Genomic DNA, 20,893 nt, shown 5'->3' on the forward strand with positions numbered 1-20,893 from the left:
AGCTATGGTTCAAACCTTACAAGCTTCAAGGCTCAGCTTATATGATGTGGAATCTAAATTCCATGCGCGTCAGCAATTTACAACCAGCGATTTCTTTACAGATTTATTACAAAATGCCTCTCCCTTAAGCGAATTTGAGCAACAAATTTTGGATCGCACTAGGCAGCATTATCTTTATCTAGCTAAGCGCCCCCTTTTAGAAGTAACCGTCAAGATGGTTACCTTGTCGCCGTTGCTTTCCCTTGCAGGTTTTTATGATCCGCCTTTTTATACGACCCTAGAAGAATCGATTGAGTTAGTGTCTCAGGATGGAGTGGAAGTGGTGCGAGGGCAAATTGATGTCTTAGTGCTACAACAATCAATCTGGATATTGGTAATCGAAGCTAAAAGCATTCAATATGATGTGATGGTGGCTTTGCCGCAGGCTTTGACTTATATGATTTCTAGCCCTAACGCCACCAAAACAAGATTTGGATTGATTACTAATGGACGCGAATTTCGCTTTATCAAACTAGATTCTGAAGCTGAACTAACTTATACCCTATCCAAAGTTTTTTCCCTGTCTGAGTCAGAAAATCACTTATACCCAGTATTACAAATTTTAAAATCTCTAGGGCAGTTAGTTATTTGACTATTTTTCGTCCAATTAAAACAGAGGAGGACGGTGCGAAGCGCCGTCCTCCTCTGTTTGGGATTTATGTAAAGCCGCGCTTTTCATTTTGCAATTTTTGATATAGAGGCGCTAGAATATTAGCAATTGTTATTGTTGAGAAAATTATATAGATCATGTCGCAGTATCAACGTATCGAGTACTTAATCGGGAAAGATGGCAAAATCGTTGAGCGAGCGATTGACATGTCTGGCAGTGAATGCGTCGCGATCACTGCTGAAATTGAGTCGAATTTAGGGAAAGTCGAAACTCGCCAATTACTGCCCAATTATTACGAGACCTCTGGACAAAACCTTGATTGCAATGCGATCGAGCAAGTTCAGTATGATCAATTACCCTAATTTGCTGTAGATACGTGTGCTATTTAGGTTGTATTAGTTAACCTAATGTTTTCTAAAACTTATTGAATTTACCTACTGTTTGAGTCTTGCTAACTTTCCCGATAGTAATGATTGAGGCACTCACAGGTAAATGTAATTGGCTCGCCAATTAGATCAGTTTGAGAATTTATTTCAATAAAGTGAAGCTGCTTACCCTATTCTGGGTAAAATTGTGATCAAGAAATTAAGAATTGTTAAAGATTTGCTTATGTAGAGATTTGCCATGGTGATTCAAACTCCCCTGTTGATATCAGAGTCGAACGCAACTAAAAGGCTGCGAAATATTTTTGCGTCCGTTGATGCCATGAGTTGTCCGCATAGGCTGAATTTTCATCTGCATACAGTGCATTCTGACGGCAAAATGCAGCCAGTGGATTTGATTCAGCAGGCGATCGCCTTACGTGTTTCTGATCTAGCCATCACCGATCACCATGCGATCGCAGGATATTACATTGCCAAAAAATATCTTGATCGATCAATCAGTCAATCTAGCGATCCCCAGTCTTTGCCTACACTTTGGTCGGGCATTGAGGTGAATGCCAGCCTGATTTTTACAGAAGTGCATATTCTGGGCTATGGATTTGACCCCGAACATAAGGCGATGCTTCCCTATTTACAGGGTAAAACTACCGCAGGTTTAGACTATCAAGCAATTAGTGTGATTAAGGCGATGCATTTGGCTGGAGGTTTGGCAGTATTAGCTCACCCGGCACGATATCGGCGATCTCCTGAAGACTTGATCCCAGCCGCCGCCGCCTTAGGAATTGATGGTGTAGAGACTTATTATGGCTACGACAATAGCGATCCTTGGAAACCAAGTCCGCGCCAGACCGAAGAAATTCGTCATCTTGCCGAATCCCACGGATTACTGCATACCTGTGGAACTGACTCCCACGGGTTTAAGATTAGCAAGAGACTCTAAAAAACATTTCAGAACTTAGGAACAAGGGGCTTAAGCCCCTTGCCTGCTTACAATCGCAACAAAACTTAGAAAAATAAATGACCGAAAAACCAAAAGTAATCGTCGTTGGTGCGGGTTGGGCGGGACTAGGCGCAACCTATCAACTCACCAAACAAGGCTATGACGTAACCTTATTAGATGCGGGATCGCAAGCTGGGGGATTGGTTGCAGGATGGAAAACAGAACAGGGGCGATCAGTCGAAGCAGGAATTCATGGATTTTGGTATCCCTACCGTAATATTTTCTCCCTAGTCAAAGAATTAGAGCTTGATCCTTTCACGCCTTGGACGAGATCAGCGCAATACTCTCCCGCAGGTTTAGAAGTTGAATCACCAATTTTCCAAGACTTGCCACGATTACCTTCACCCCTTGGCACATTTGCCTATACGCAGTTTAAGAGATTGCCATTAAGCGATCGCCTCTCAGCGTTACCGTTAATGTATGCTGTCGTCGATTTTGATAACTCTGACGACGCATGGAAGCGTTACGACGGTATCACTGCCCGCGAACTATTTCGTCAATATGGCGTGTCGGAACGGCTTTATCGCGAATCCTTCGAGCCAATGCTGTTAGTTGGTTTATTTGCTCCTGGGGAGCAATGCTCGGCGGCGGCGGCTTTGGGAATGCTGTATTACTTCATCTTGGCGCATCAAGCAGATTTTGACGTGGTTTGGTGTCGCGGCACTGTCGGCGAAAAAATCTTTAAACCTTGGTGCGATCGCATTAAAGATCTTGGCGGCAAAATCCTCACCGAGCGACGTGTTAGTGATGTACAGATTGATAATTCTGGCAAAGTTACAGGGGTAATTTGTGGAGATGAAAGCTTTGAAGCCGATGCTGTAATTTTTTCCGTAGGCATTTCGGGAATGCAGAAAATTGTCTCTAGTAGCCCTGCTTTGCAAAAACGTAGAGAATTTCGTAACTTGATGAACTTAGGTGCGATCGATGTATTGGCTGTAAGGCTATGGTTCGATCGCAAAATCAAGATTCCTCGTCCATCCAATGCCTGCTTTGGCTTTGATGTGACTACAGGCTGGACATTTTTTGATCTCAATGCGCTCCATGATGAATATGGTGATGAGACAGGCTCCGTGATCGAAGTCGATTTTTATCACGCAAATCAATTCTTGCCCCTCGATAATCAAGAAATTGTGGCGATCGTCCAGAAATATCTTATTTCCTGTTTACCAGAATTTGAAACCGCTAAAGTTATTGATAGCAGTGTAATTCGCTTGCCTCGTGCAGTGACCCATTTTGCCCCTGGCAGTTATCAGCATTTGCTTAGAGCCATTACCAGTTTCCCCAATTTATATATGAGTGGTGACTGGGTAATTACCAATCACGGCTCATGGTCACAGGAAAAAGCCTATGTCACTGGTTTAGAAGCAGCAAATCTAGTCATTCAACAATTTAGTCATGGCAACATGACTCAGATTTTGCCGATAGAATCCGATGAACCTCATATCCAGATTGCGCGATCGCTCAATCAAACCCTTAGAAACATTGCAAAATCCTTGATCCCTAATTTCTTACTACCATAATAAGTTTGAATTTTATTGAGCCTACGCCGTAACAAAATTCAAACCTGACTACATAATTAGCTTGTAATCAATGTAAAATTGGATACGGTTAGACCAACCTAATAAAACTTTTTTATGCTCTTAACAGAACAAGCTCCCTCGACTCCTAAAAATACTCTCGGTTGTGTCTTAGTAGTGGAGGACGAAGCGATTATTCAAGAGGCGATCGCATTATCTTTGCGTGAAGAAGGTTACAGTGTTTTACTGGCTGAAGATGGTTACAGTGCTTTGCAAATTGCTAAAACTGCGGCAAGACTGGATTTAGTGATTTTGGATGTGATGTTGCCATCAATAAATGGACTAGACTTCTGCCGCATTTTGCGTCACGAAGGCAATAATGTTCCTGTATTGATGATTAGTGCTAGGGGTAATGAATCTGATCGGATTGTCGGCTTAGAGGTTGGAGCTGATGATTATCTCAGTAAGCCTTTTGGGATGAGAGAGCTAGTAGCCCGTTGCCGTGCTTTGTTACGCCGTAGCCGTCGTGACTTTGTGGCGACTAATGCCACGGTTTATAAGTTTGGCGATATCACCATGTATCCCGATGAGTGTCGGGTTACAATCAACGAAACGGAAATCAATCTTTCTCCAAAGGAATTTCGGTTGCTTGATCTATTTATGAGTCATCCGCGTCGGGTGTGGTCACGGGAGCAGCTACTTGAAAAAGTCTGGGGAGTGGACTTTGTGGGTGATAGCAAAACTGTTGATGTACATATTCGTTGGTTACGCGAAAAAATCGAAGTTGATCCTAGTGATCCGAAGCATATTGTTACTGTCAGAGGCTTCGGCTATCGTTTAGGGTAAAAATAAGGAAGGGAGTCAAAGACTCCCTTCCTTTTATTTACCGTCTTCTTATAGCGCTTTGCGCTCAAACCAAGAAACTTTTTGAAAGCGTTGCTTTGCAACGCTTTCAAAAAGTTTCTTGTGGTTTGTTTGTTTGGTAATTGCTGTAGAAAATAAAACCAAAAGAGAGAGGCGGCGCTTCGCGCCGCCTCTCGTTTTCAATAAGTACCTACACAAAAAAGAGAAAGGCGGCGCAATGCGCCGCCTTTCTCTTTTTTGTGTTTGATTTTCCAACTAATTAAATACAAAATATTTATAATTTTTCTACTTTTTTGTGGCTTTCCTGACTTTTTAAGCTCTTATTCTACTAAACAAGTTAAGCGATTTGTACGGTTAGTTTATCAATAGTTGTTTGATAAATTAAACCTTAACAATGAAGTCTAATCAGCAAATTTTCTGAAATATATAACATATTACGGCTGAGGGGAATACTAAAAATATCATTAATATAGCAATTAATTTTTTTAGTGATAATCATATTAATTAATCCAGAAAATCAAGCTAAAAACTTTATTGTTTACTAAGTGCTAAGACCCTAATTAGTATGAATTCTAAGTAAGTAGAAAGTTATGCATATATTTATCAATGTCTTAGAAGAGATAATTGTTAAAGAAGTTAGAATTCAAATCGAAGAACTACGCCCAGCGATACAACCAAAAGTTAAAGTCGCAGAAGTTGTAGCCTATACGCTTAATCGACTTCCACCTTTATTTGCCACGTCAATGATTGGCTGGAAATATCAATATGACTATGCTTTAAATGAACTCCATCCTCAAATTTCTCAAACAGTCACGCATGGTATTAAGGCTATTTTATTTGGCGATCCATTACATGACTCTACGCCTTTACCTAAGCATTTATTTCTAAATAGTGCAGGAGTATTGCATCAACTCAATCAACTACTCAAGCGCAAATATTTACGATGGCGTGATGTCCCCCTCATTGTTAGAGAAATGTCTGAACAATGTACGCACTTTAGCCAAATCAATAATTCAGATGATCAAACAGTAATTCAAGGGATCGAAGAAACTCGATTACAAGATGTTAATCATTTAAATCACCAACATCGAGCTGCACTTTCTAGCTCAAAACGGTTTATGCAAAAGCAGCTTGTTCAAAAGCAGCAGGAAGCCTTTCGCCTAGAACTGGAAAAAGCTTGGGATTCTCATCTAAAAACCTCCGAAGGTTCATGGTCTAGCGATAAACGAGCCAAGGATGCCTTAGAAATGGAATATAGAGCCTTAGAATCCTATACTTTAGGTGCTCAATTAGGAATAATAAATGTATTAGAACATCTTGTGTTTCTAATAATTGGGAAAGCCACACCTCCTGACCTAGATCAGCAATTTAACAAAGGCGAGGTGGCGGCCTACGCACTCAATCGACTGCCAGTTATGTATGCTACCAGTGTCCGTGGATTTCAGCATTTAAGACAAAAAGCTGTTTCTGAGCTTTCTCGCGAACTCATTGGGAATGTGCGGACTGGCATCATGAAAGTACTGAAGATTCCTCATACAGAGTTGCAACCGATCGCTGCTTATCGCTTTACTCAAGAATATGAACAAGCAATTTTAGATTTACGGACTTTATTAGGACGCAATGATATTACTTTGCATAATGTTGTGGCGATTGTCCAAGATCTATTGTTATGTCAATCTGCATCAAGGAACTGATGTTGACTCATCTTGGTTAACCAGTAGTTCTGGAACAGGATCGTATCCACCAATATTCCAAGGATGACAACTGCATACTCTTTTAATAGTCATCCCACCGCCTTTGAATAAACCAAAGCGATCAATAGCAGTCACTGCATACTGCGAACAAGTAGGCTGAAACCGACATCTCGGCGGAAATAATGGTGAAATAAATAATCGATAAAACTGAATCAATAAAATGACAAGTTTTTTCATGAATGTTTTCGTGACTGCGTTAGGCTATTGATCAAGCTGTCGCCAACCCAAACCCGAAAAAGCGTGAGGCGGTGCTTCGCGCCGCCTCACGCTTTTTCGGGGTTAGATCCTAACAAAACGTGGCAACAGCTATGTAGCTCCATTTTAACGTTTCTATCCTAATATTCTGATGTCATCCTCTAAAACTATCACGATCGCTGTTATTCAAGCATCTCTCAATGCTGATATAGCTAATAACGTCACTAAAATATCCGACTTAGTTAGCAAAGCAGCCTATCAAGGCGCACAGGTAATTTTGCCACCAGAATTATTTGAAGGGTCATACTTTTGTCGGGAAGAGCGCGATTATTTTTTTGATTGGGCGCAACCTGTGGACAATCATCCGACGATCGCCCATTTTCAAAAGCTAGCTCAAGAACTAAATGTAGTCATACCTGTCTCATTTTTTGAGAAGTCAGGACAGGTCTATTACAACAGTCTCGCTATGGTTGATGCTGATGGCTCATTGCTGGGAGTCTATCGCAAAAGTCATATTCCCGATGGTCCTGGTTACGAAGAAAAGTTTTATTTTCGTGGTGGTGACACAGGCTTTAAAGTTTGGGATACGGCTTTTGGCAAAATTGGCGTGGGCATTTGCTGGGATCAGTGGTTTCCTGAATGTGCTAGAGCGATGGTACTGATGGGAGCCGAAATTTTGCTATACCCCACGGCGATCGGTTCCGAGCCAGAGGAGCCAAATCTAAATACTAAAGATCCTTGGCAGAGAGCGATGATCGGTCATGCTGTCAGCAATGTAATTCCTGTAGCTGCGGCAAATCGGATCGGGCTAGAGGGAAATCAAACTTTTTATGGTCATTCCTTTATTGCTAACCATCGCGGCGATAAAGTTGCCGAGTTAAACGACACTGAAGAAGGTGTGATCTTAGCTAGTTTTGATCTTGATCAAGTTCGACTTAATCGCGCATCCTTTGGATTTTTCCGCGATCGCCGTCCAGATTTATATCAGGTTTTATTGTCCCCCTAAAAAATAGAGATGTCGCTTTGCGACATCTCTATTTTTAAACCCAAGACCAACGTCGCTTTTGGGCGTTGGTTTTGCCAATTTCCAGTCTTTGCGATCGCGTCGGCATCGGCTCAATCACAGTCGTAATATCGGATAGTGAATTTACCCTTAACTCATGGGTAAAGGTATTACATTGATAGACCGTGGCAGTATCGATGTCCAACGCCGATAGCCATCCACTTTTAGGGTGATAACCACCAGTATCAATATCCAGCCATCCCTTGCCTAGTACTAAATTCCCTGGTTTCACCCCTGGAAAAACAAAGGTAATTGTATGTCCAGTGATAATAATTTTGTCTTCAAAGAAAGGTTCTGTCGCACTATGAAATTCTTCGCGAATCCAACAAAACTCTGCCGCACCTTGCAATTCGAGCGGTAAATTGGGATTTAAGCCTGCATGGACTAGCCAGACATCACCTAAATCCATATAAAGTGGCAATTGCTGCATCCACTCCAAATGTGCTTCTGGCATATTAGCAGCTCCATAACTTTCTAGGGTTTTAGAACCACCATTCAGTATCCATCCCTTCCAAATCAATGATTCTTCGCTACAGCCAAAAGCATCAAGACACATTTGCTCATGATTTCCCTTGAGGCAAATATGATTATTGCTCATTACCCAGTTCACAACATCGGCACTGCGCTCGCCGCGATCAATTAAGTCGCCCAAAAAATACAATTTGTCATTAGGACTGTACTTAATAAAGTCAATTAACTTCATTAAGCCATCAAATTGACCATGAATATCGCCGAATACAAATCGAGTCAACTTATCTCACCCCATATCACAAATGGTGAAGCTAAAAACACATAGTATTGAAGTCTAGCGACTGGTATGCATGAGATGTAGCGGTCTAGCATTTTTTTCAAGACAGATACAACTGGGAAAAAACTTTATCTTTAAATATCTACTGTTTATATTTTAGGACAGATTTTCCTCGCTTTCGCTTCATTTTGTTTCTTGGCATGATTAGAGGCTTTGTAATTTATCACAATCTAGGACATAAAACCCAAGAAGAGAATGGCGGCGCTTCGCGCCGCCATTCTCTTCTTGGGTTACATATACTTGGCAGATACTCCCTTCCCACCGAAGAAATAGACGTATAAAACCAAGAAATAGCGTTGCGGCGCTTCGCGCCGCAACGTCTATTCTTTCATTGGGAAGGGAGTATATGCTAGATAGTGTAAGCACCATGCTGCTCATTACTGCTTTTTAGGGATGTAAAAACACAAAACGGCTATGCCGTTTTGTGTTTTGGTATTAATTAACAAGCGTCGCAGTTTTTTTATTTTTATGTTCAATGGATTTATTAGTATCGATAAGCCACCATCGATTACGGCTCATGACTGCGTGAGTCGGTTACGCAAGTTACTTAAACAAAAGAAAATTGGTCATGGCGGTACTCTTGATCCGATGGCAACAGGAGTGTTACCGATCGCCGTTGGTAATGCCACACGACTTTTAAGATTTTTACCAGACGGCAAAGCCTATGTTGCCAAAATTCGCTTTGGGCTGGTTACCAATACCGATGACATTACAGGAGAAGTAATTAGCGATCGCCCCTGTCCAAATTTAACGCTTACCGAAATTCAAAAATTCCTACCCTTGTTTCAAGGCAAAATTACCCAACGTCCCCCCGCTTTTAGTGCGATTCAAGTTAATGGTAAACGCCTTTACGATTTGGCGCGTCGAGGGGAGATCACATTAGATGATGTACCGATGCGTGAGGTAGAAATCACCGAAATTCGGATCTTAAATTGGGCTGAAGGGGATTATCCAGAATTAGATGTGGCGATCGCCTGTGGGTCAGGTACATATATTCGCTCGATCGCGCGGGACTTAGGAGAAAAGCTAGGTTGTGGCGCGACTTTATCGGGGCTAGTTCGCACTTACAGCAATGGTTTTGATTTAGATTCTAGTTTGACGTTTGATCAGGTTGAGGAGCTTTTGCGATCGCATAGTCTCGAAGTACTTGCACCTGATCATGGCTTGCATTTTTTACCAATGGTGACTCTTGACGAGAATAAAACAAAACTTTGGTGTATGGGACAGGCGATCGCGATTCCCGATAATTTTTCTAACTTAGGGGCAGAAAATATTTATTTACGGATGTGTGACCCAAATCAGAATTTTCTAGGTGTTAGCGAAGTTGTGGAAGCTGCGATGCAACCAATAGTCGTTTTACATCCCATAAATTAGATTTATACCAAAGCACAAAATGGCGGAGCCATTTTGTGCTTTTATAGCTGTCGCCACACTTTTGTGAATTGTTACTATAGACGCAACTTGTATCAAGACAAATCAAAACCCAAAAAGGAAATGTTGGCACTAAGTGCCAACATTTCCTTTTTGGGTTTGAAAGGACGCAAAGCGTCCTTTCTTTTTTAGATTAGATTTTGCTAGTCAACTTAGTAAGCAACTGATTAGATCTCTGTAAGAAACCCTTCATGCTGTCAGCATCAAAGCTCTTTTGAGCCATCAGAGCCAAGTCGTAAACATGGGTACAAATCAAGTTAGCAAGATCCGCAGATTCTGACTTACCATCAACTAAAACTTGACTACTATCAAGCTCAATCAACTTCTGCATAAGCGGATGCGCCGTATTTACCAGCAACACATGATCTTCAGGGAAGCTCACCGTACCTTGTTGCATCAACGCCATCATCTCCTGCATCCGTCGCGCAGATTCTGGCAGCAGAATGATTGCAGGTGGGGCAGAAGCCACATCTTCCGCTTTGATAGCTTCAGTGCGAATTACCAATTTAGGTTTATTCAATGCATCACGGAAGATATCTTGGAGATGATCGCTCTTGGTTTTATTGGTTTTCGGATCGACAATTTCGGTTTTCGATTCCTTGTCAACGAGGCGATCGTCAATTTCGGCATCCACACGGGCAAATTTAATATCTTTAAATTCGCGCTCAAGGAAATTAATGAAGTGGCTATCAATAAATGCATCAAAAGTCAGCACTTCTAGTCCTTGGTTTTTATGCAATTCCACATAAGTACCTTGGGCGATCGGATCAGAAGTGTAGAAAACTTGGTTTTCGTGTTCTGCCTTGTTACGCTCTAGATAAGCTTGCAAGGTTGTGTAGTTACCGCTTTCGCTCTTGACTGCTTCATCTTCACTAGTGGTGGCATACACTAGGATTTCCTTAACTTGCTGATAGAACTTATCGCTATTCATTGAGCCAAACTTCATGAAGATGCTGATATCTTGCCAACACTTTAGAAATTCTTCACGGGAGTCACTGTAAAGAGCAGTTAGGCGATCGCCTACTTTCTTGGCAATAAAGTCTTGGATCTTGCGAACCTTTGGATCACCTTGTAAAAAGCTGCGTGATACGTTCAGAGGAATGTCAGTACTATCGATCGCCCCGCGCAAAGGCATCAAGAACTTAGGAATCACATCATCGCAATTGTCGCTGACAAAAACGTGATTGCAGAACAACTTGATTTGTCCACGATTGGGATCAATATCCGCCTTCATTTTGGGGAAATACAGAATTCCCTTAATCACAAATGGATAATCTGTATTTAGATGAATCCAAAACAGAGGATCATCTTGGTAAGGATAGAGATAACGGTAGAACTCTAAATATTCTTCATTAGTAACTGATTTAGGAGACTTGTCCCAAAGTGCGGTTTGCTTGTTGATGACTTCATCATTTAGCTTGATCGGCACGGGCATAAAGTCGCAATAGTTGCGAATCATCCGCTTGATCGAGGCCTCTTCTAGATACTCCTCAGCATCTTCTTGCAAGGTCAAGGTGATCGTTGTACCTATACCTGCGCGATCGCTGTCATCAAGTGTAAATGTGGTCGAGCCATCACAAGACCAATGGACTGCTTCAGCACCCTCTTTATAGGATCTTGTATCAATTTCAACATTGCTCGCCACCATGAATGACGAATAAAAACCTAAACCAAAGTTACCGATGATTTGTTGATCACCCGTACCACTGCTAGCGTACTTAGTGGCAAATTCTTGAGCGCTAGAAAAAGCAACTTGGTTAATATATTTCTTTACTTCATCCGCAGTCATGCCGATGCCAGTATCAGCGATCGCAAGCGTCTTTTTTTCTTTATCAATTGTGACCACAATTTCGGACTCGGCGGAGTGATTAGTCTCGCCAGCGTAAGACACCATCTTGAGTTTGCTAATGGCATCTACGGCATTAGAGATCAATTCCCGCAAGAAGATATCTCGCTCTGAATATAAAGCCTTCTTGATAATGGGAAAGATATTCTCGGTATGAATGCTGATCGTTCCCTGCTCTTGCATATCGCGCAAAGCTCCTAATTATTACTAAATGTGTTGCTAAATGTTGCTGGACTGTTAATCAAGCCTGATTATACCGAACCAATAGCAACATCAAATCTCATAGGGTTGTCGCGTTCTCCGTACCTTAGCTGTAAAAAATCAACTCTAAGGGTTTACTTTTTACATGAGTTTATGAAGGTTTGCAAAGCAAATCTATACATTTTTGTAACTCTAGTTGAAAAACCTGATTTGCTCCTCTATTGTGATATCAGCACTTTTGAATCAAAACATTTACAGATATGGCGATCGCAGCAGTTATCTACATCTCAGTGTCTGTACTTTTAGTAATAAGTGCAGGTATATTTTTTGTTAAAGCTATCCAGTCTTTAATAGACAAAAAGCAACCATCAAATTACAAGCGTTCAGAGCAAGTAATGTTTTTACGCCCCACATCCAACGATCCCTTAGCTATTTCCAACCGACGCGAAGAAATCATTGCTATGCTGGAACGACAATTTGCTAGTAGCCCATCATCTGACTCCTAGCACTATGAAAAGGTAGGAGCAAAGATGACGGTTGAATTCCCTATCTCCGATGGAGAGGCAGACTATGTGGCCCGCCGCAAACAACTGCGAAAACAACGCCGCCTTCGCATCTTTCAACGTATTTGGCAGTTAACATTCATTACGGGGCTTACGGGCGCAATGCTATGGATTGCCATGCTCCCAGAGTGGCAATTACGCAGTGCGAATCAAATTGAAATAGAGGGAAATAGTCTCCTTTCTAAGGAGACTATCAAGAGATCTTTGGCAATTCAATATCCCCAGTCGATTTTTCAAATTCAACCCCAAGCGATCGCCACCCAATTAGAAACTAATGCCCCAGTTTCTAAGGTTTTAGTATCGCGCACAATTTTTCCGTCCAAGTTAACTATTCAAGTCCAAGAAAGATTGCCGATCGCGAACTCTACACGCAAGGGTCAGCAAGGTTTCCTAGATGCCGAAGGTATATGGGTTTCTACAAAAGCTTATCCATCGAATATTACGAAACCCAATCTCGTGATCCTAGAACCAAATAATCGCTCGATCAGTCAATGGTCAACCCTATATCGCCAAATTAGTCAGAGTCAGGTCAAAATTTCCCAAGTTGATGCCCGCGATGAATCAAATCTAATTTTGACTACAGAGCTAGGTCTGGTATATTTTGGCACATACAACCCATCACTCTTTACAACACAGTTAGAGACACTTGATCGGATCAGGACATTACCCGAAAAGCTGAAGTCAAAAAGTTATAGACATATTGATATCAGCCAACCTAGTAATCCAATTTTAGAAATGAACATGCCAACAAAAGATAAATCTTCTGAAACAAAATCCTAAATTGTCGTTTTAAGGCTATTATTATTTTTTTCTGGTAGGTTTAAACTGTTACTCGAACTTCTGACTCGAATGGGGTTTAAGCTTAGCAAAATCTAGAGAGCATCAGTAAAACGATTCTATTTATGACATCCCTCGATAAATGACATCTCAAAATGACTGGTCAGATTTGGACTCAAATGGTTCAGAAAACGGAGAAGTAGACGTGCAAATGGATGAACTTTCTGAGTTTTCAAATAACTCTAGACTACACCTAAGTCACTCTCACAATCGGATGAAGCAGCAGTTAGGCGTTGATACAAAAGCGGATAATATCATGTTGGGCAGTGTTGCAAAAATTAAGGTAATTGGTGTTGGTGGTGGCGGCGGCAACGCTGTAAATCGCATGATCGCGAGTGATGTGGTCGGTGTTGAGTTCTGGTCGTTTAATACCGATGCTCAAGCCCTACTTCAATCATCTGCTTCTAAACGCTTTCAGATGGGTCAAAAACTGACCAGAGGTCTAGGTGCTGGTGGCAACCCTGCGATCGGGCAGAAAGCCGCCGAGGAGTCGCGTGATGATATCGCTGCTGCCGTAGAAGGAGCCGACTTAGTATTTATTACCGCAGGTATGGGTGGTGGCACTGGCACAGGAGCTGCCCCCATCATCGCTGAAGTCGCCAAAGAAGCAGGTGCATTGACAGTTGGTATAGTCACACGTCCATTTACCTTTGAAGGGAGACGGCGTGGACAGCAAGCCGAAGAGGGTATTGCTGGTTTACAGAGTCGCGTTGACACCTTAATTGTGATCCCCAACGACAAGTTACTGTCCGTAATTTCTGAGCAGACCCCAGTCCAAGAAGCTTTCAGAGTAGCGGATGACATCCTGCGTCAGGGTGTACAGGGGATATCAGACATCATCATGATCCCTGGTCTAGTCAACGTTGACTTTGCTGATATTCGTGCCGTTATGGCAGATGCAGGTTCAGCAATGATGGGTATTGGCATTGGTTCAGGCAAATCCAGAGCTAGAGAAGCTGCCATGACCGCGATTTCTTCACCTCTACTAGAAACTTCTGTGGAAGGAGCAAGTGGGGTTGTCTTTAACATCACAGGTGGTGAAGACATGACTCTCCATGAGGTAAATGCAGCAGCCGAGACTATCTATGAGGTAGTGGATCAAAATGCCAATATTATTTTTGGGGCAGTAATTGATCCCAAGTTAGATGGAGAGATTCGGATTACAGTGATTGCTACAGGATTTGCTCCTAAAACGCATCCAGCGATCCCACCCCAAATTTCCAAAAAAATTCAGCCTCTACCACCAAACCCAACAGCTAGAGCTTCAACTTCTTCAATGCCCACTACATCACAGTCTGAGATTAAACTTAGTAAGCCAGGACTAGATATTCCAGACTTTTTACAGCGCCGCCGTCCACCAAAATAAAAGCTATAAATTAGGGGCTATGCTTCTAGTTTGTGGCTTTTATTTTGTTTTGGCTGAAAAAATATCTAATTTAATCATAAACAGATAGTACGAATAGCGGATTAAGCCTGACAATAGAATGATGATGGCTATGTTACCTCCTGATAAATTGCAGTGACACACTTAACGACTACTAGGCATGGACTTCACCGACTACCTTCTTTGAATAGCGGTGAAGACCGACTTAGGCTGTTTGCTGGCTCAGCAAACTTGCCCCTTGCCCAAGAGATTTCCCGTTATTTAGGTATCGAACTAGGGCCTATGGTGCGAAAAAACTTCGCTGACGGGGAAGTCTATGTGCAAGTACAGGAATCGATTCGAGGTTGTGATGTTTATCTGATTCAACCTACTTGTCGCCCTGTTAATGACCATTTGACTGAATTATTAATTATGATCGATGCCTGCCGTCGTGCTTCGGCAAGACAGATCACGGCAGTTATGCCCTACTACGGCTATGCGCGGGCCGATCGCAAAACCGCAGGACGAGAGTCCATTACTGCAAAATTAGTTGCAAACTTAATCGTGCAGTCTGGAGCCGATCGCGTGATTGCGATGGATTTACACTCAGCCCAAATTCAAGGATATTTTGATATTCCTTGCGATCATGTTTATGGTTCTCCAGTTTTATTTGACTATCTCAATGAAAAGAAGCTACCTGACTTGGTGGTGGTTTCACCAGATGTAGGGGGAGTAGCTCGCGCCCGTGCTTTTGCTAAAAAACTTGATGATGCTCCTCTAGCCATCATTGACAAGCGCCGCCAAAGCCACAACGTGGCTGAGGTGATGAATGTGATTGGAGATGTGTCTGGCAAAACTGCTGTTCTTGTTGATGACATGATTGATACGGCTGGCACAATCTATGAAGCTGCTAAGCTCTTGAGAAAAGAAGGAGCGAGACAGGTTTATGCTTGTGCAACCCATGCTATTTTTTCGCCTCCAGCGATCGATCGCTTGTCTAGCGGCGTGTTTGAAGAAGTAATTGTGACCAACTCAACCCCCGTTAGACAAGAAAATTACTTTCCGCAATTGAGGGTACTATCGGTAGCTGACCTTTTGGGTGAGACAATCTGGCGGGTTCACGAAGATACATCTGTAAGCAGCATGTTTAGATAAAGCTAAGCCTTCATGTCTTCAATAGATGAATAATAAATCAGTTTTTATTTCATGATTATTTTCATGGTTATACTTAATTCAAGAAAATGTGTACCGTGATACAAATTGCAATTATGTAGTAAGTTTAAGTGAGAATAATCATCTCTATTTCTAGGCATTCTAGGCAAGCTATCTAATTTTGTGACTTACTTTGACGAATTAGAAAAGTTTTCAATGCTTTTTCAAGTCATAACTTTGAAGGCGATGTGAAGGCAATGTTCGTTAAATCTACATATACTTTCATGCTGTAGATTAGGTTGAAAGCTAACATGTATCACTCAAATTGATTGTGTGCTGGCATACTTTCTTAAAAACTTGAGATCGCAATTTGAGATCGCAATTTTTGAGATTTTGCCTGTTTTCTAGTCTAGTAAGCACAAATGATGCTTTGCAGCTTTTTCAAGTAGATGAGTTGCAGAGGGCTGTTTCCCTGCCGAAGGTAAGAGAAACAGCCCCGTACCTTAGACTGTGAAGCGCTATATACACTGTTTTATTTTTGGTTTAAGAGGATATATAAGATTGGCAGACCGTGCTCTTGTTGAAGTCTTTCGCGAAATGAATGGGGGAATGTTTCCACCCATGACGGAAACGTTTGATCGCGGCAAGACAATTTTTTTCCCTGGTGATCCTGCGGAGCGTTTTTACTTTTTAGTTAAAGGCGCAGTAAAACTCTCTAGAGTTTACGAAGCAGGTGAAGAAATTACTGTGGCTCTATTACGAGAAAATAGTGTTTTTGGTGTTTTGTCATTAATTACTGGCAATCGCTCCGATCGCTTTTATCATGCAGTAGCATTTACGCCTGTGGAGCTGCTCTCTGTCCCCATCGATCAAGTAGAGAAGGCTCTCAAAGAAGATCCCGAATTACCGATGGTCTTATTGCGTGGATTGTCGTCACGGATTTTACAGACGGAGATGATGATTGAGACGCTTGCCCATCGAGATATGGGATCAAGGCTAGTCAGCTTTTTGTTGATTCTCTGTCGTGATTTTGGTTCACCTTCTAATGATGGAGTGACGATTGATTTGAAGCTATCACATCAGGCGATCGCGGAAGCGATCGGCTCTACGCGAGTGACGGTGACGCGATTGCTTGGCGATCTACGCAAGCAAAAAATGATCGCAATCTCCAAAAAACGAATTACAGTCCATAATCCGATTGAGTTAGGTCAGCAATTTGCTTAGAGAAAGTAGATGTGTTGCAAAGCAACACATCTACTTTCTAATCTAATTGTTGATGCGTTAAGCTGTTTATAGAAAAATATATAAAGAAAAATATCTAAAATGTACGAAACTTTAAAAATAGTTTGGTCTATTGTTGCCATTTGCTTAGTGGTCTTAATTTTGTTACATAGTCCTAAAAGTGATGGTTTGGGTGGCTTTAGTGGTCAAGCTCAGCTATTCTCCAGTACCAAGAGTGCAGAAACAGCCCTAAATCGGGTGACTTGGTTTTTAACGGCTGCTTTTTTGGGATTAACAGTAGTTCTTAGTGGTGGTTGGTTTACAACGCCCACTGTTACGGCTCCACCAGCCGAAGTAGCACCTGCAACTAATGCTGTACCTAATTCACAGCCAATTCCCTTAAATTTACCTGCGACAACTCCTGAACAGCCTCAGCAATAGGTATTAAGTCAGGGATATGCGACACTTCGTGTCGCATATCCCTGTTTTTTAGAATTTAAAAGCACGCTGAAAGAAAATGCTTTGATTCGGCAAGTGCGTGGATGGGCAACTTCACATCATATTTAAGAAAATTCCTGATTGTGAGTTAAGTAGCGCATTATCAACTTGAAAGAATAACTCTTCAGTATTGTCGGAATTAACAATTACGACATCGGCTAGTTCTATTTTTTCAGATTGGGACATTTGACTAGCAATTCTTTGTAAAGCTTCGCTTTCTGACAAATGATTGCGGTTTATTAGTCTTTCTAATTGTTGATGGGGATCACAGGCGATCGCCCAAGACTCGGTCACTAAACCCTCCATTTTTGCTTCAAAAAGCAGAGGGATCACCATTACTACAGTTGATGGTGAGAGGCGATTGGCTTCACTAATTAAACATTCTTGAACATAGGGATGGATGAGCTGTTCGAGCCATTGACGCTCAATATCGCTATCAAACACGATCGTCCCCAACTTGCGGCGATCAAGATTACCTTGATCATCAAAAATTAATTTGCCATAGTGATCGCGGAGTTTGGCTATGCGATCGCCTGTTAGAGCTTGGCGAGCATAAAGATCGGCATCCAGAACTGGCAAGCCATAGGTATGGTGTAAATAATCGGAAACCGTGGTTTTTCCTGTAGCAATGCCTCCTGTGATGCCGATGATGCGTTGTTTCATGTGTTTTAATTCTAATTTGAGGGATGGCTAGCTAAGCAAAACATCCCCAAATTAGCTTATTTGTGTACCCTATGGACTTTACTAATCTCCTTGGATTTACGGCTGCTTCTCTGACGACAATTGCTTTTTTGCCGCAAGTAATCCAAGTTTGGCGATCGCGATCGACAAGAGATATTTCTTTGCCAATGTTAATTACTTTTATTGCGGGGATTACACTCTGGCTAATTTATGGGTTACTCGTTAATGCTGCGCCAATTTATATGGCTAATGCGATTACGCTGGGTTTAAATCTGGCAATTTTGCGCTTCAAGCTCAAGTATGGCTAAACTATTGAGAGTGTTGCTTTGCCGCAATCTCAATCAAGTTAATAGTTTTAATATGACCTCCTTTAGCTCCTTTTTCTCGACCTATCTCACCCATTTTGTAATGCTGGGCTTAATTTTAACTTTTGCGATCGCCCATAGTGGGCTTGCCGAATTACGAATGTGGGCTGAAGAACGAATTGGAGCAAGGCTATATCGTGTAATTTTTGCACTTGTGAGCATTCCGCTAGCGGTAGTGTTGCTGATCTATTTCTTCAACCATCGTTATGATGGTTTGCAGTTGTGGGATGTAAGGGGAGTTACAGGCGTAAGTGAGTTTGTCTTGATTCTTTCCGCAATTTCTTTTCTCTTCCTTTATCCTGCGACGTTTAACTTAACTGAAGTTGCCGCGATCAAAAAGCCAGAAGTCCATTTATTTGAAACGGGGATCATCCGTATTTGTCGCCATCCGCAAATGATTGGGCAATGTTTATGGGGGATTGCCCATGCCCTTTGGTTAGGAACGTCTTTTACATTGGTTACAGCGATCGCTTTAGTTGTTTATCATTTATTTGCGGTATGGCATGGCGATCAACGTTTATTTAAACGCTACGGTGATGCTTTCTTAGCGGTTAAGGAACGCACTTCAATATTGCCGTTTGTGGCGATCGCCCAAGGTCGTCAGCAATTAGTTTTACAAGAATTCGTGCGACCCGCTTATATAGGCGTTGCCATCACAATTGTGTTATTTCGTTGGTTACACCCTATCGTGATTACTGCATCTGCAAATGTGAATTGGTAAGCGAGAGGTCACGAATACATCAAAATCTAAGAGGCAAGAAAAATGGCTTTTGGCAGTTACAAGACAATTGGTGCAGTGGTCAAGGAGTTTCAGATTACCTATACTGAAGCTGATTTTGTGGAAACTTTGCCATTTGAGATTTCTGATTACTTTCGAGAAGATCTCTTGCTAATGATGCGAGAAGGCGTGGTCGATAATTCCGAATTTGCAATCTGTGAGAATTTAATCTATCCAGTTCTCAAGGAAATTTGGAAACAGTATCGTAGTAAGTTTTTATTATGGAGTCACCAGTCTCTTAGTTGTATTTGATCGCCCTTACCTCATGCTAGTTGAGGCAAAGCAAGATAATTTTGAGGCGGCTTGGGGACAATGTATTGCGGAGATGATTGCTGCTCAGCGTTTAAATGCTGAATTGGATGTAATTGTTTTTGGGATTACTTCCAATGGTGATCGCTGGCAACTTGGCAAGTTAGATCAGAATATTTTCACAAAGAACAGCACTTTTTATAGCATTCAAGAAATCGATAAGTTGGCGGCAGCCGTAAATTACATTTTTCATCAATGTGAAATGCAATTAGAAACTTATAGAGATCTCTATTTTTCAAAGGAAATCTGACGCTTCGCGTCAGATTTCCTTTGGAGTCTAATACACAGGCAACGTAAATCGAAAACAACTGCCTTTTTTGCCGATCGCGTCATCAACCCAGATCCGACCATAATGGGCGGTAATAATGCGGCGACATAGGGATAAACCAATCCCATAGCCGTCAGCTTCATCATCACGCTCTAGACGATAGCGCTCCTCAAATACGCGATCGCGCATTTCCGCAGGAATTCCCGGTCCGTTATCAGTAATGCTAACTTCGATTTTTTGAGCAGTGCGATGCATGACGGTTAGCTCGATTTTGCCGCCTTCAGGCGTGTATTTTGTGGCATTCCCCAAAAGGTTGATTAAAACTTGACGAATTTTTTCTTGATCGATGTATACAGGCGGTAGATCCGTGGGAATGTCTTTGACTAATTTTTGCATTTTCCCCTCTAGGCATTTGTGAAAATAAAAATCGCTGACAACACTATGACAAAGCTGATCGAGTTGGATTTTTTGGCGCTGAGTACGAAATTGGGCATTAGCTCCTCGTCCTGCTTCGAGAATGTCCGTGATCATACTGTCAGCATCACGCGCTTTATTACGAGCATGTTTGAGCAAGCGAGAAACCATTTGGGGATCGATTTTGTCGCCGCTCTTTTCGATAGTGTCGATCGCTAGCAAGATCGCAGTTAAAGGATTTCGCAAATCATGGGCTAACATTCCCAGCACTCGATCTTTGAAACGAATTTGCTCCTCAATTTCAGCTTTTTCCTGTGACAACCGAAACACATCATCGGCTAGATGTGCAACTTCGTTCATATAGTCAATATTTTGAGCAAGTTCGGGCGGATGGTTCGTTGTTTGGTCTAATACTTGTTGTTTCCAAGTATCCCAAGAGTTATCTAGTTGCTTGAGTATGTTTTTCCCCGCAATCGTTTGACGTGGTAAAGGTGATAATTTGAGCAAGGCTGGAGACATGACGACTTTAAAAAGTTCGGCAAGTTGTGGTTGACTAGCAACATTGATTATTTGCAGTTCGGAACGGCAAGCACTTTCTCGCTGCAAAAATTCCTCTACTTCCTTGACTAAATCCTTTGCCTTAGGGCGATCGTCAATAAATAGTAAAAGTTGTAGTGTTGATTCAGGTAATGTTGGAATAGTCCTCATTGGTTTTCGGACTCGCAACGGATTT

General features: G+C 41.9%; 21 protein-coding genes and 1 pseudogene. 17 read left to right on the plus strand and 5 right to left on the minus strand.

All coding sequences use genetic code 11. The annotated features are described in order from the left end of the window. Window positions 1-4 precede the first annotated feature (4 nt). The 6 genes from VB775_RS11260 to VB775_RS11285 all read left to right on the plus strand — a co-directional run bounded on the left by VB775_RS11260 (window position 5) and on the right by VB775_RS11285 (window position 6,107). Entirely contained in the window at window positions 5-631 is a 627-nt protein-coding gene (locus VB775_RS11260) for a type I restriction endonuclease (RefSeq protein ID WP_281008028.1), read from the plus strand. Between the two features lie 155 nt (window positions 632-786). Continuing rightward, a complete protein-coding gene (locus VB775_RS11265) occupies window positions 787-1,011 on the plus strand; it encodes a DUF2997 domain-containing protein (RefSeq protein ID WP_281008027.1) in 225 nt (74 codons plus the stop codon). A gap of 262 nt (window positions 1,012-1,273) precedes the next feature. Further along, window positions 1,274-1,972, plus strand: coding sequence for a PHP domain-containing protein (locus tag VB775_RS11270; RefSeq protein ID WP_281008026.1), 699 nt, complete (start codon window positions 1,274-1,276; stop codon window positions 1,970-1,972). 77 nt (window positions 1,973-2,049) lie between these two features. Continuing rightward, on the plus strand, window positions 2,050-3,552 hold the full coding sequence (locus VB775_RS11275; protein ID WP_281008025.1) for a hydroxysqualene dehydroxylase: 1,503 nt from the start codon (window positions 2,050-2,052) through the stop codon (window positions 3,550-3,552). Window positions 3,553-3,666: 114 nt separating this feature from the next. Then, on the plus strand, window positions 3,667-4,395 hold the full coding sequence (locus tag VB775_RS11280; protein WP_281008024.1) for a winged helix-turn-helix domain-containing protein: 729 nt from the start codon (window positions 3,667-3,669) through the stop codon (window positions 4,393-4,395). A 608-nt stretch (window positions 4,396-5,003) separates the two neighbouring features. After that, the gene (locus tag VB775_RS11285) at window positions 5,004-6,107 is read left to right on the plus strand and encodes a late competence development ComFB family protein (protein WP_281008023.1); all 1,104 of its coding nucleotides are present in this window, start codon (window positions 5,004-5,006) and stop codon (window positions 6,105-6,107) included. On the opposite strand, the gene yidD is transcribed toward VB775_RS11285, so the two are convergent. Continuing rightward, a complete protein-coding gene (gene yidD / locus VB775_RS11290; protein WP_281008022.1) occupies window positions 6,096-6,344 on the minus strand; it encodes a membrane protein insertion efficiency factor YidD in 249 nt (82 codons plus the stop codon). The genes VB775_RS11285 and yidD overlap by 12 nt on opposite strands. A 169-nt stretch (window positions 6,345-6,513) precedes the next feature. Here yidD and aguB point away from each other — a divergent pair, with 169 nt between their 5' ends. Beyond that, window positions 6,514-7,368 carry an N-carbamoylputrescine amidase gene (aguB, locus tag VB775_RS11295; protein ID WP_281008021.1) on the plus strand — a complete coding sequence of 285 codons (855 nt, stop codon included), beginning with the start codon at window positions 6,514-6,516 and terminating at the stop codon, window positions 7,366-7,368. A 34-nt stretch (window positions 7,369-7,402) separates the two neighbouring features. Here the strand turns inward: aguB and VB775_RS11300 are convergent, their stop codons facing one another. Next, window positions 7,403-8,176 carry a metallophosphoesterase family protein gene (locus VB775_RS11300; protein WP_281008020.1) on the minus strand — a complete coding sequence of 258 codons (774 nt, stop codon included), beginning with the start codon at window positions 8,174-8,176 and terminating at the stop codon, window positions 7,403-7,405. 525 nt (window positions 8,177-8,701) lie between these two features. On the opposite strand from VB775_RS11300, the gene truB reads away from it, so the two are divergent. Continuing rightward, window positions 8,702-9,607: a tRNA pseudouridine(55) synthase TruB gene (gene truB / locus VB775_RS11305; protein WP_281008019.1), complete on the plus strand. Its 906-nt coding sequence runs from the start codon at window positions 8,702-8,704 to the stop codon at window positions 9,605-9,607. A gap of 190 nt (window positions 9,608-9,797) precedes the next feature. Here truB and htpG read toward each other — a convergent pair whose 3' ends face one another. Beyond that, on the minus strand, window positions 9,798-11,693 hold the full coding sequence (htpG, locus tag VB775_RS11310) for a molecular chaperone HtpG (RefSeq protein WP_281008018.1): 1,896 nt from the start codon (window positions 11,691-11,693) through the stop codon (window positions 9,798-9,800). A gap of 278 nt (window positions 11,694-11,971) precedes the next feature. On the opposite strand from htpG, the gene VB775_RS11315 reads away from it, so the two are divergent. From VB775_RS11315 to secG, 6 genes are all read left to right on the plus strand, one after another. After that, complete coding sequence (locus tag VB775_RS11315) at window positions 11,972-12,217, plus strand: hypothetical protein (protein WP_281008017.1); 246 nt, start codon at window positions 11,972-11,974, stop codon at window positions 12,215-12,217. A 24-nt stretch (window positions 12,218-12,241) separates the two neighbouring features. Continuing rightward, complete coding sequence (locus VB775_RS11320) at window positions 12,242-13,054, plus strand: cell division protein FtsQ/DivIB (protein ID WP_281008016.1); 813 nt, start codon at window positions 12,242-12,244, stop codon at window positions 13,052-13,054. A 139-nt stretch (window positions 13,055-13,193) separates the two neighbouring features. Then, window positions 13,194-14,477 carry a cell division protein FtsZ gene (gene ftsZ / locus VB775_RS11325; protein ID WP_281008015.1) on the plus strand — a complete coding sequence of 428 codons (1,284 nt, stop codon included), beginning with the start codon at window positions 13,194-13,196 and terminating at the stop codon, window positions 14,475-14,477. 201 nt (window positions 14,478-14,678) lie between these two features. Further along, entirely contained in the window at window positions 14,679-15,629 is a 951-nt protein-coding gene (locus tag VB775_RS11330) for a ribose-phosphate pyrophosphokinase (protein WP_407072959.1), read from the plus strand. A 594-nt stretch (window positions 15,630-16,223) separates the two neighbouring features. Continuing rightward, the gene (gene ntcA / locus VB775_RS11335) at window positions 16,224-16,850 is read left to right on the plus strand and encodes a global nitrogen regulator NtcA (RefSeq protein WP_281009364.1); all 627 of its coding nucleotides are present in this window, start codon (window positions 16,224-16,226) and stop codon (window positions 16,848-16,850) included. Between the two features lie 99 nt (window positions 16,851-16,949). After that, window positions 16,950-17,288: a preprotein translocase subunit SecG gene (gene secG, locus VB775_RS11340; RefSeq protein ID WP_281008014.1), complete on the plus strand. Its 339-nt coding sequence runs from the start codon at window positions 16,950-16,952 to the stop codon at window positions 17,286-17,288. Between the two features lie 111 nt (window positions 17,289-17,399). Here the strand turns inward: secG and coaE are convergent, their stop codons facing one another. Next, on the minus strand, window positions 17,400-18,008 hold the full coding sequence (gene coaE, locus VB775_RS11345) for a dephospho-CoA kinase (RefSeq protein ID WP_281008013.1): 609 nt from the start codon (window positions 18,006-18,008) through the stop codon (window positions 17,400-17,402). Between the two features lie 71 nt (window positions 18,009-18,079). Here coaE and VB775_RS11350 point away from each other — a divergent pair, with 71 nt between their 5' ends. The 3 genes and pseudogenes from VB775_RS11350 (at window position 18,080) to VB775_RS26435 (ending at window position 19,728) form a co-directional block, all read left to right on the plus strand. Further along, on the plus strand, window positions 18,080-18,334 hold the full coding sequence (locus tag VB775_RS11350) for a SemiSWEET transporter (protein WP_281008012.1): 255 nt from the start codon (window positions 18,080-18,082) through the stop codon (window positions 18,332-18,334). 52 nt (window positions 18,335-18,386) lie between these two features. Then, on the plus strand, window positions 18,387-19,112 hold the full coding sequence (locus tag VB775_RS11355) for an NnrU family protein (RefSeq protein ID WP_281009363.1): 726 nt from the start codon (window positions 18,387-18,389) through the stop codon (window positions 19,110-19,112). Window positions 19,113-19,154: 42 nt separating this feature from the next. Further along, window positions 19,155-19,728 (plus strand): annotated as a pseudogene (locus VB775_RS26435) (hypothetical protein). Window positions 19,729-19,755: 27 nt separating this feature from the next. Here the strand turns inward: VB775_RS26435 and VB775_RS11370 are convergent. Further along, the gene (locus tag VB775_RS11370) at window positions 19,756-20,868 is read right to left on the minus strand and encodes a histidine kinase (RefSeq protein WP_281008009.1); all 1,113 of its coding nucleotides are present in this window, start codon (window positions 20,866-20,868) and stop codon (window positions 19,756-19,758) included. Window positions 20,869-20,893: the final 25 nt, after the last annotated feature.

The sequence above is a fragment of the Pseudanabaena sp. CCNP1317 genome (assembly GCF_034931345.1).
Lineage (GTDB): Bacteria > Cyanobacteriota > Cyanobacteriia > Pseudanabaenales > Pseudanabaenaceae > Pseudanabaena > Pseudanabaena galeata.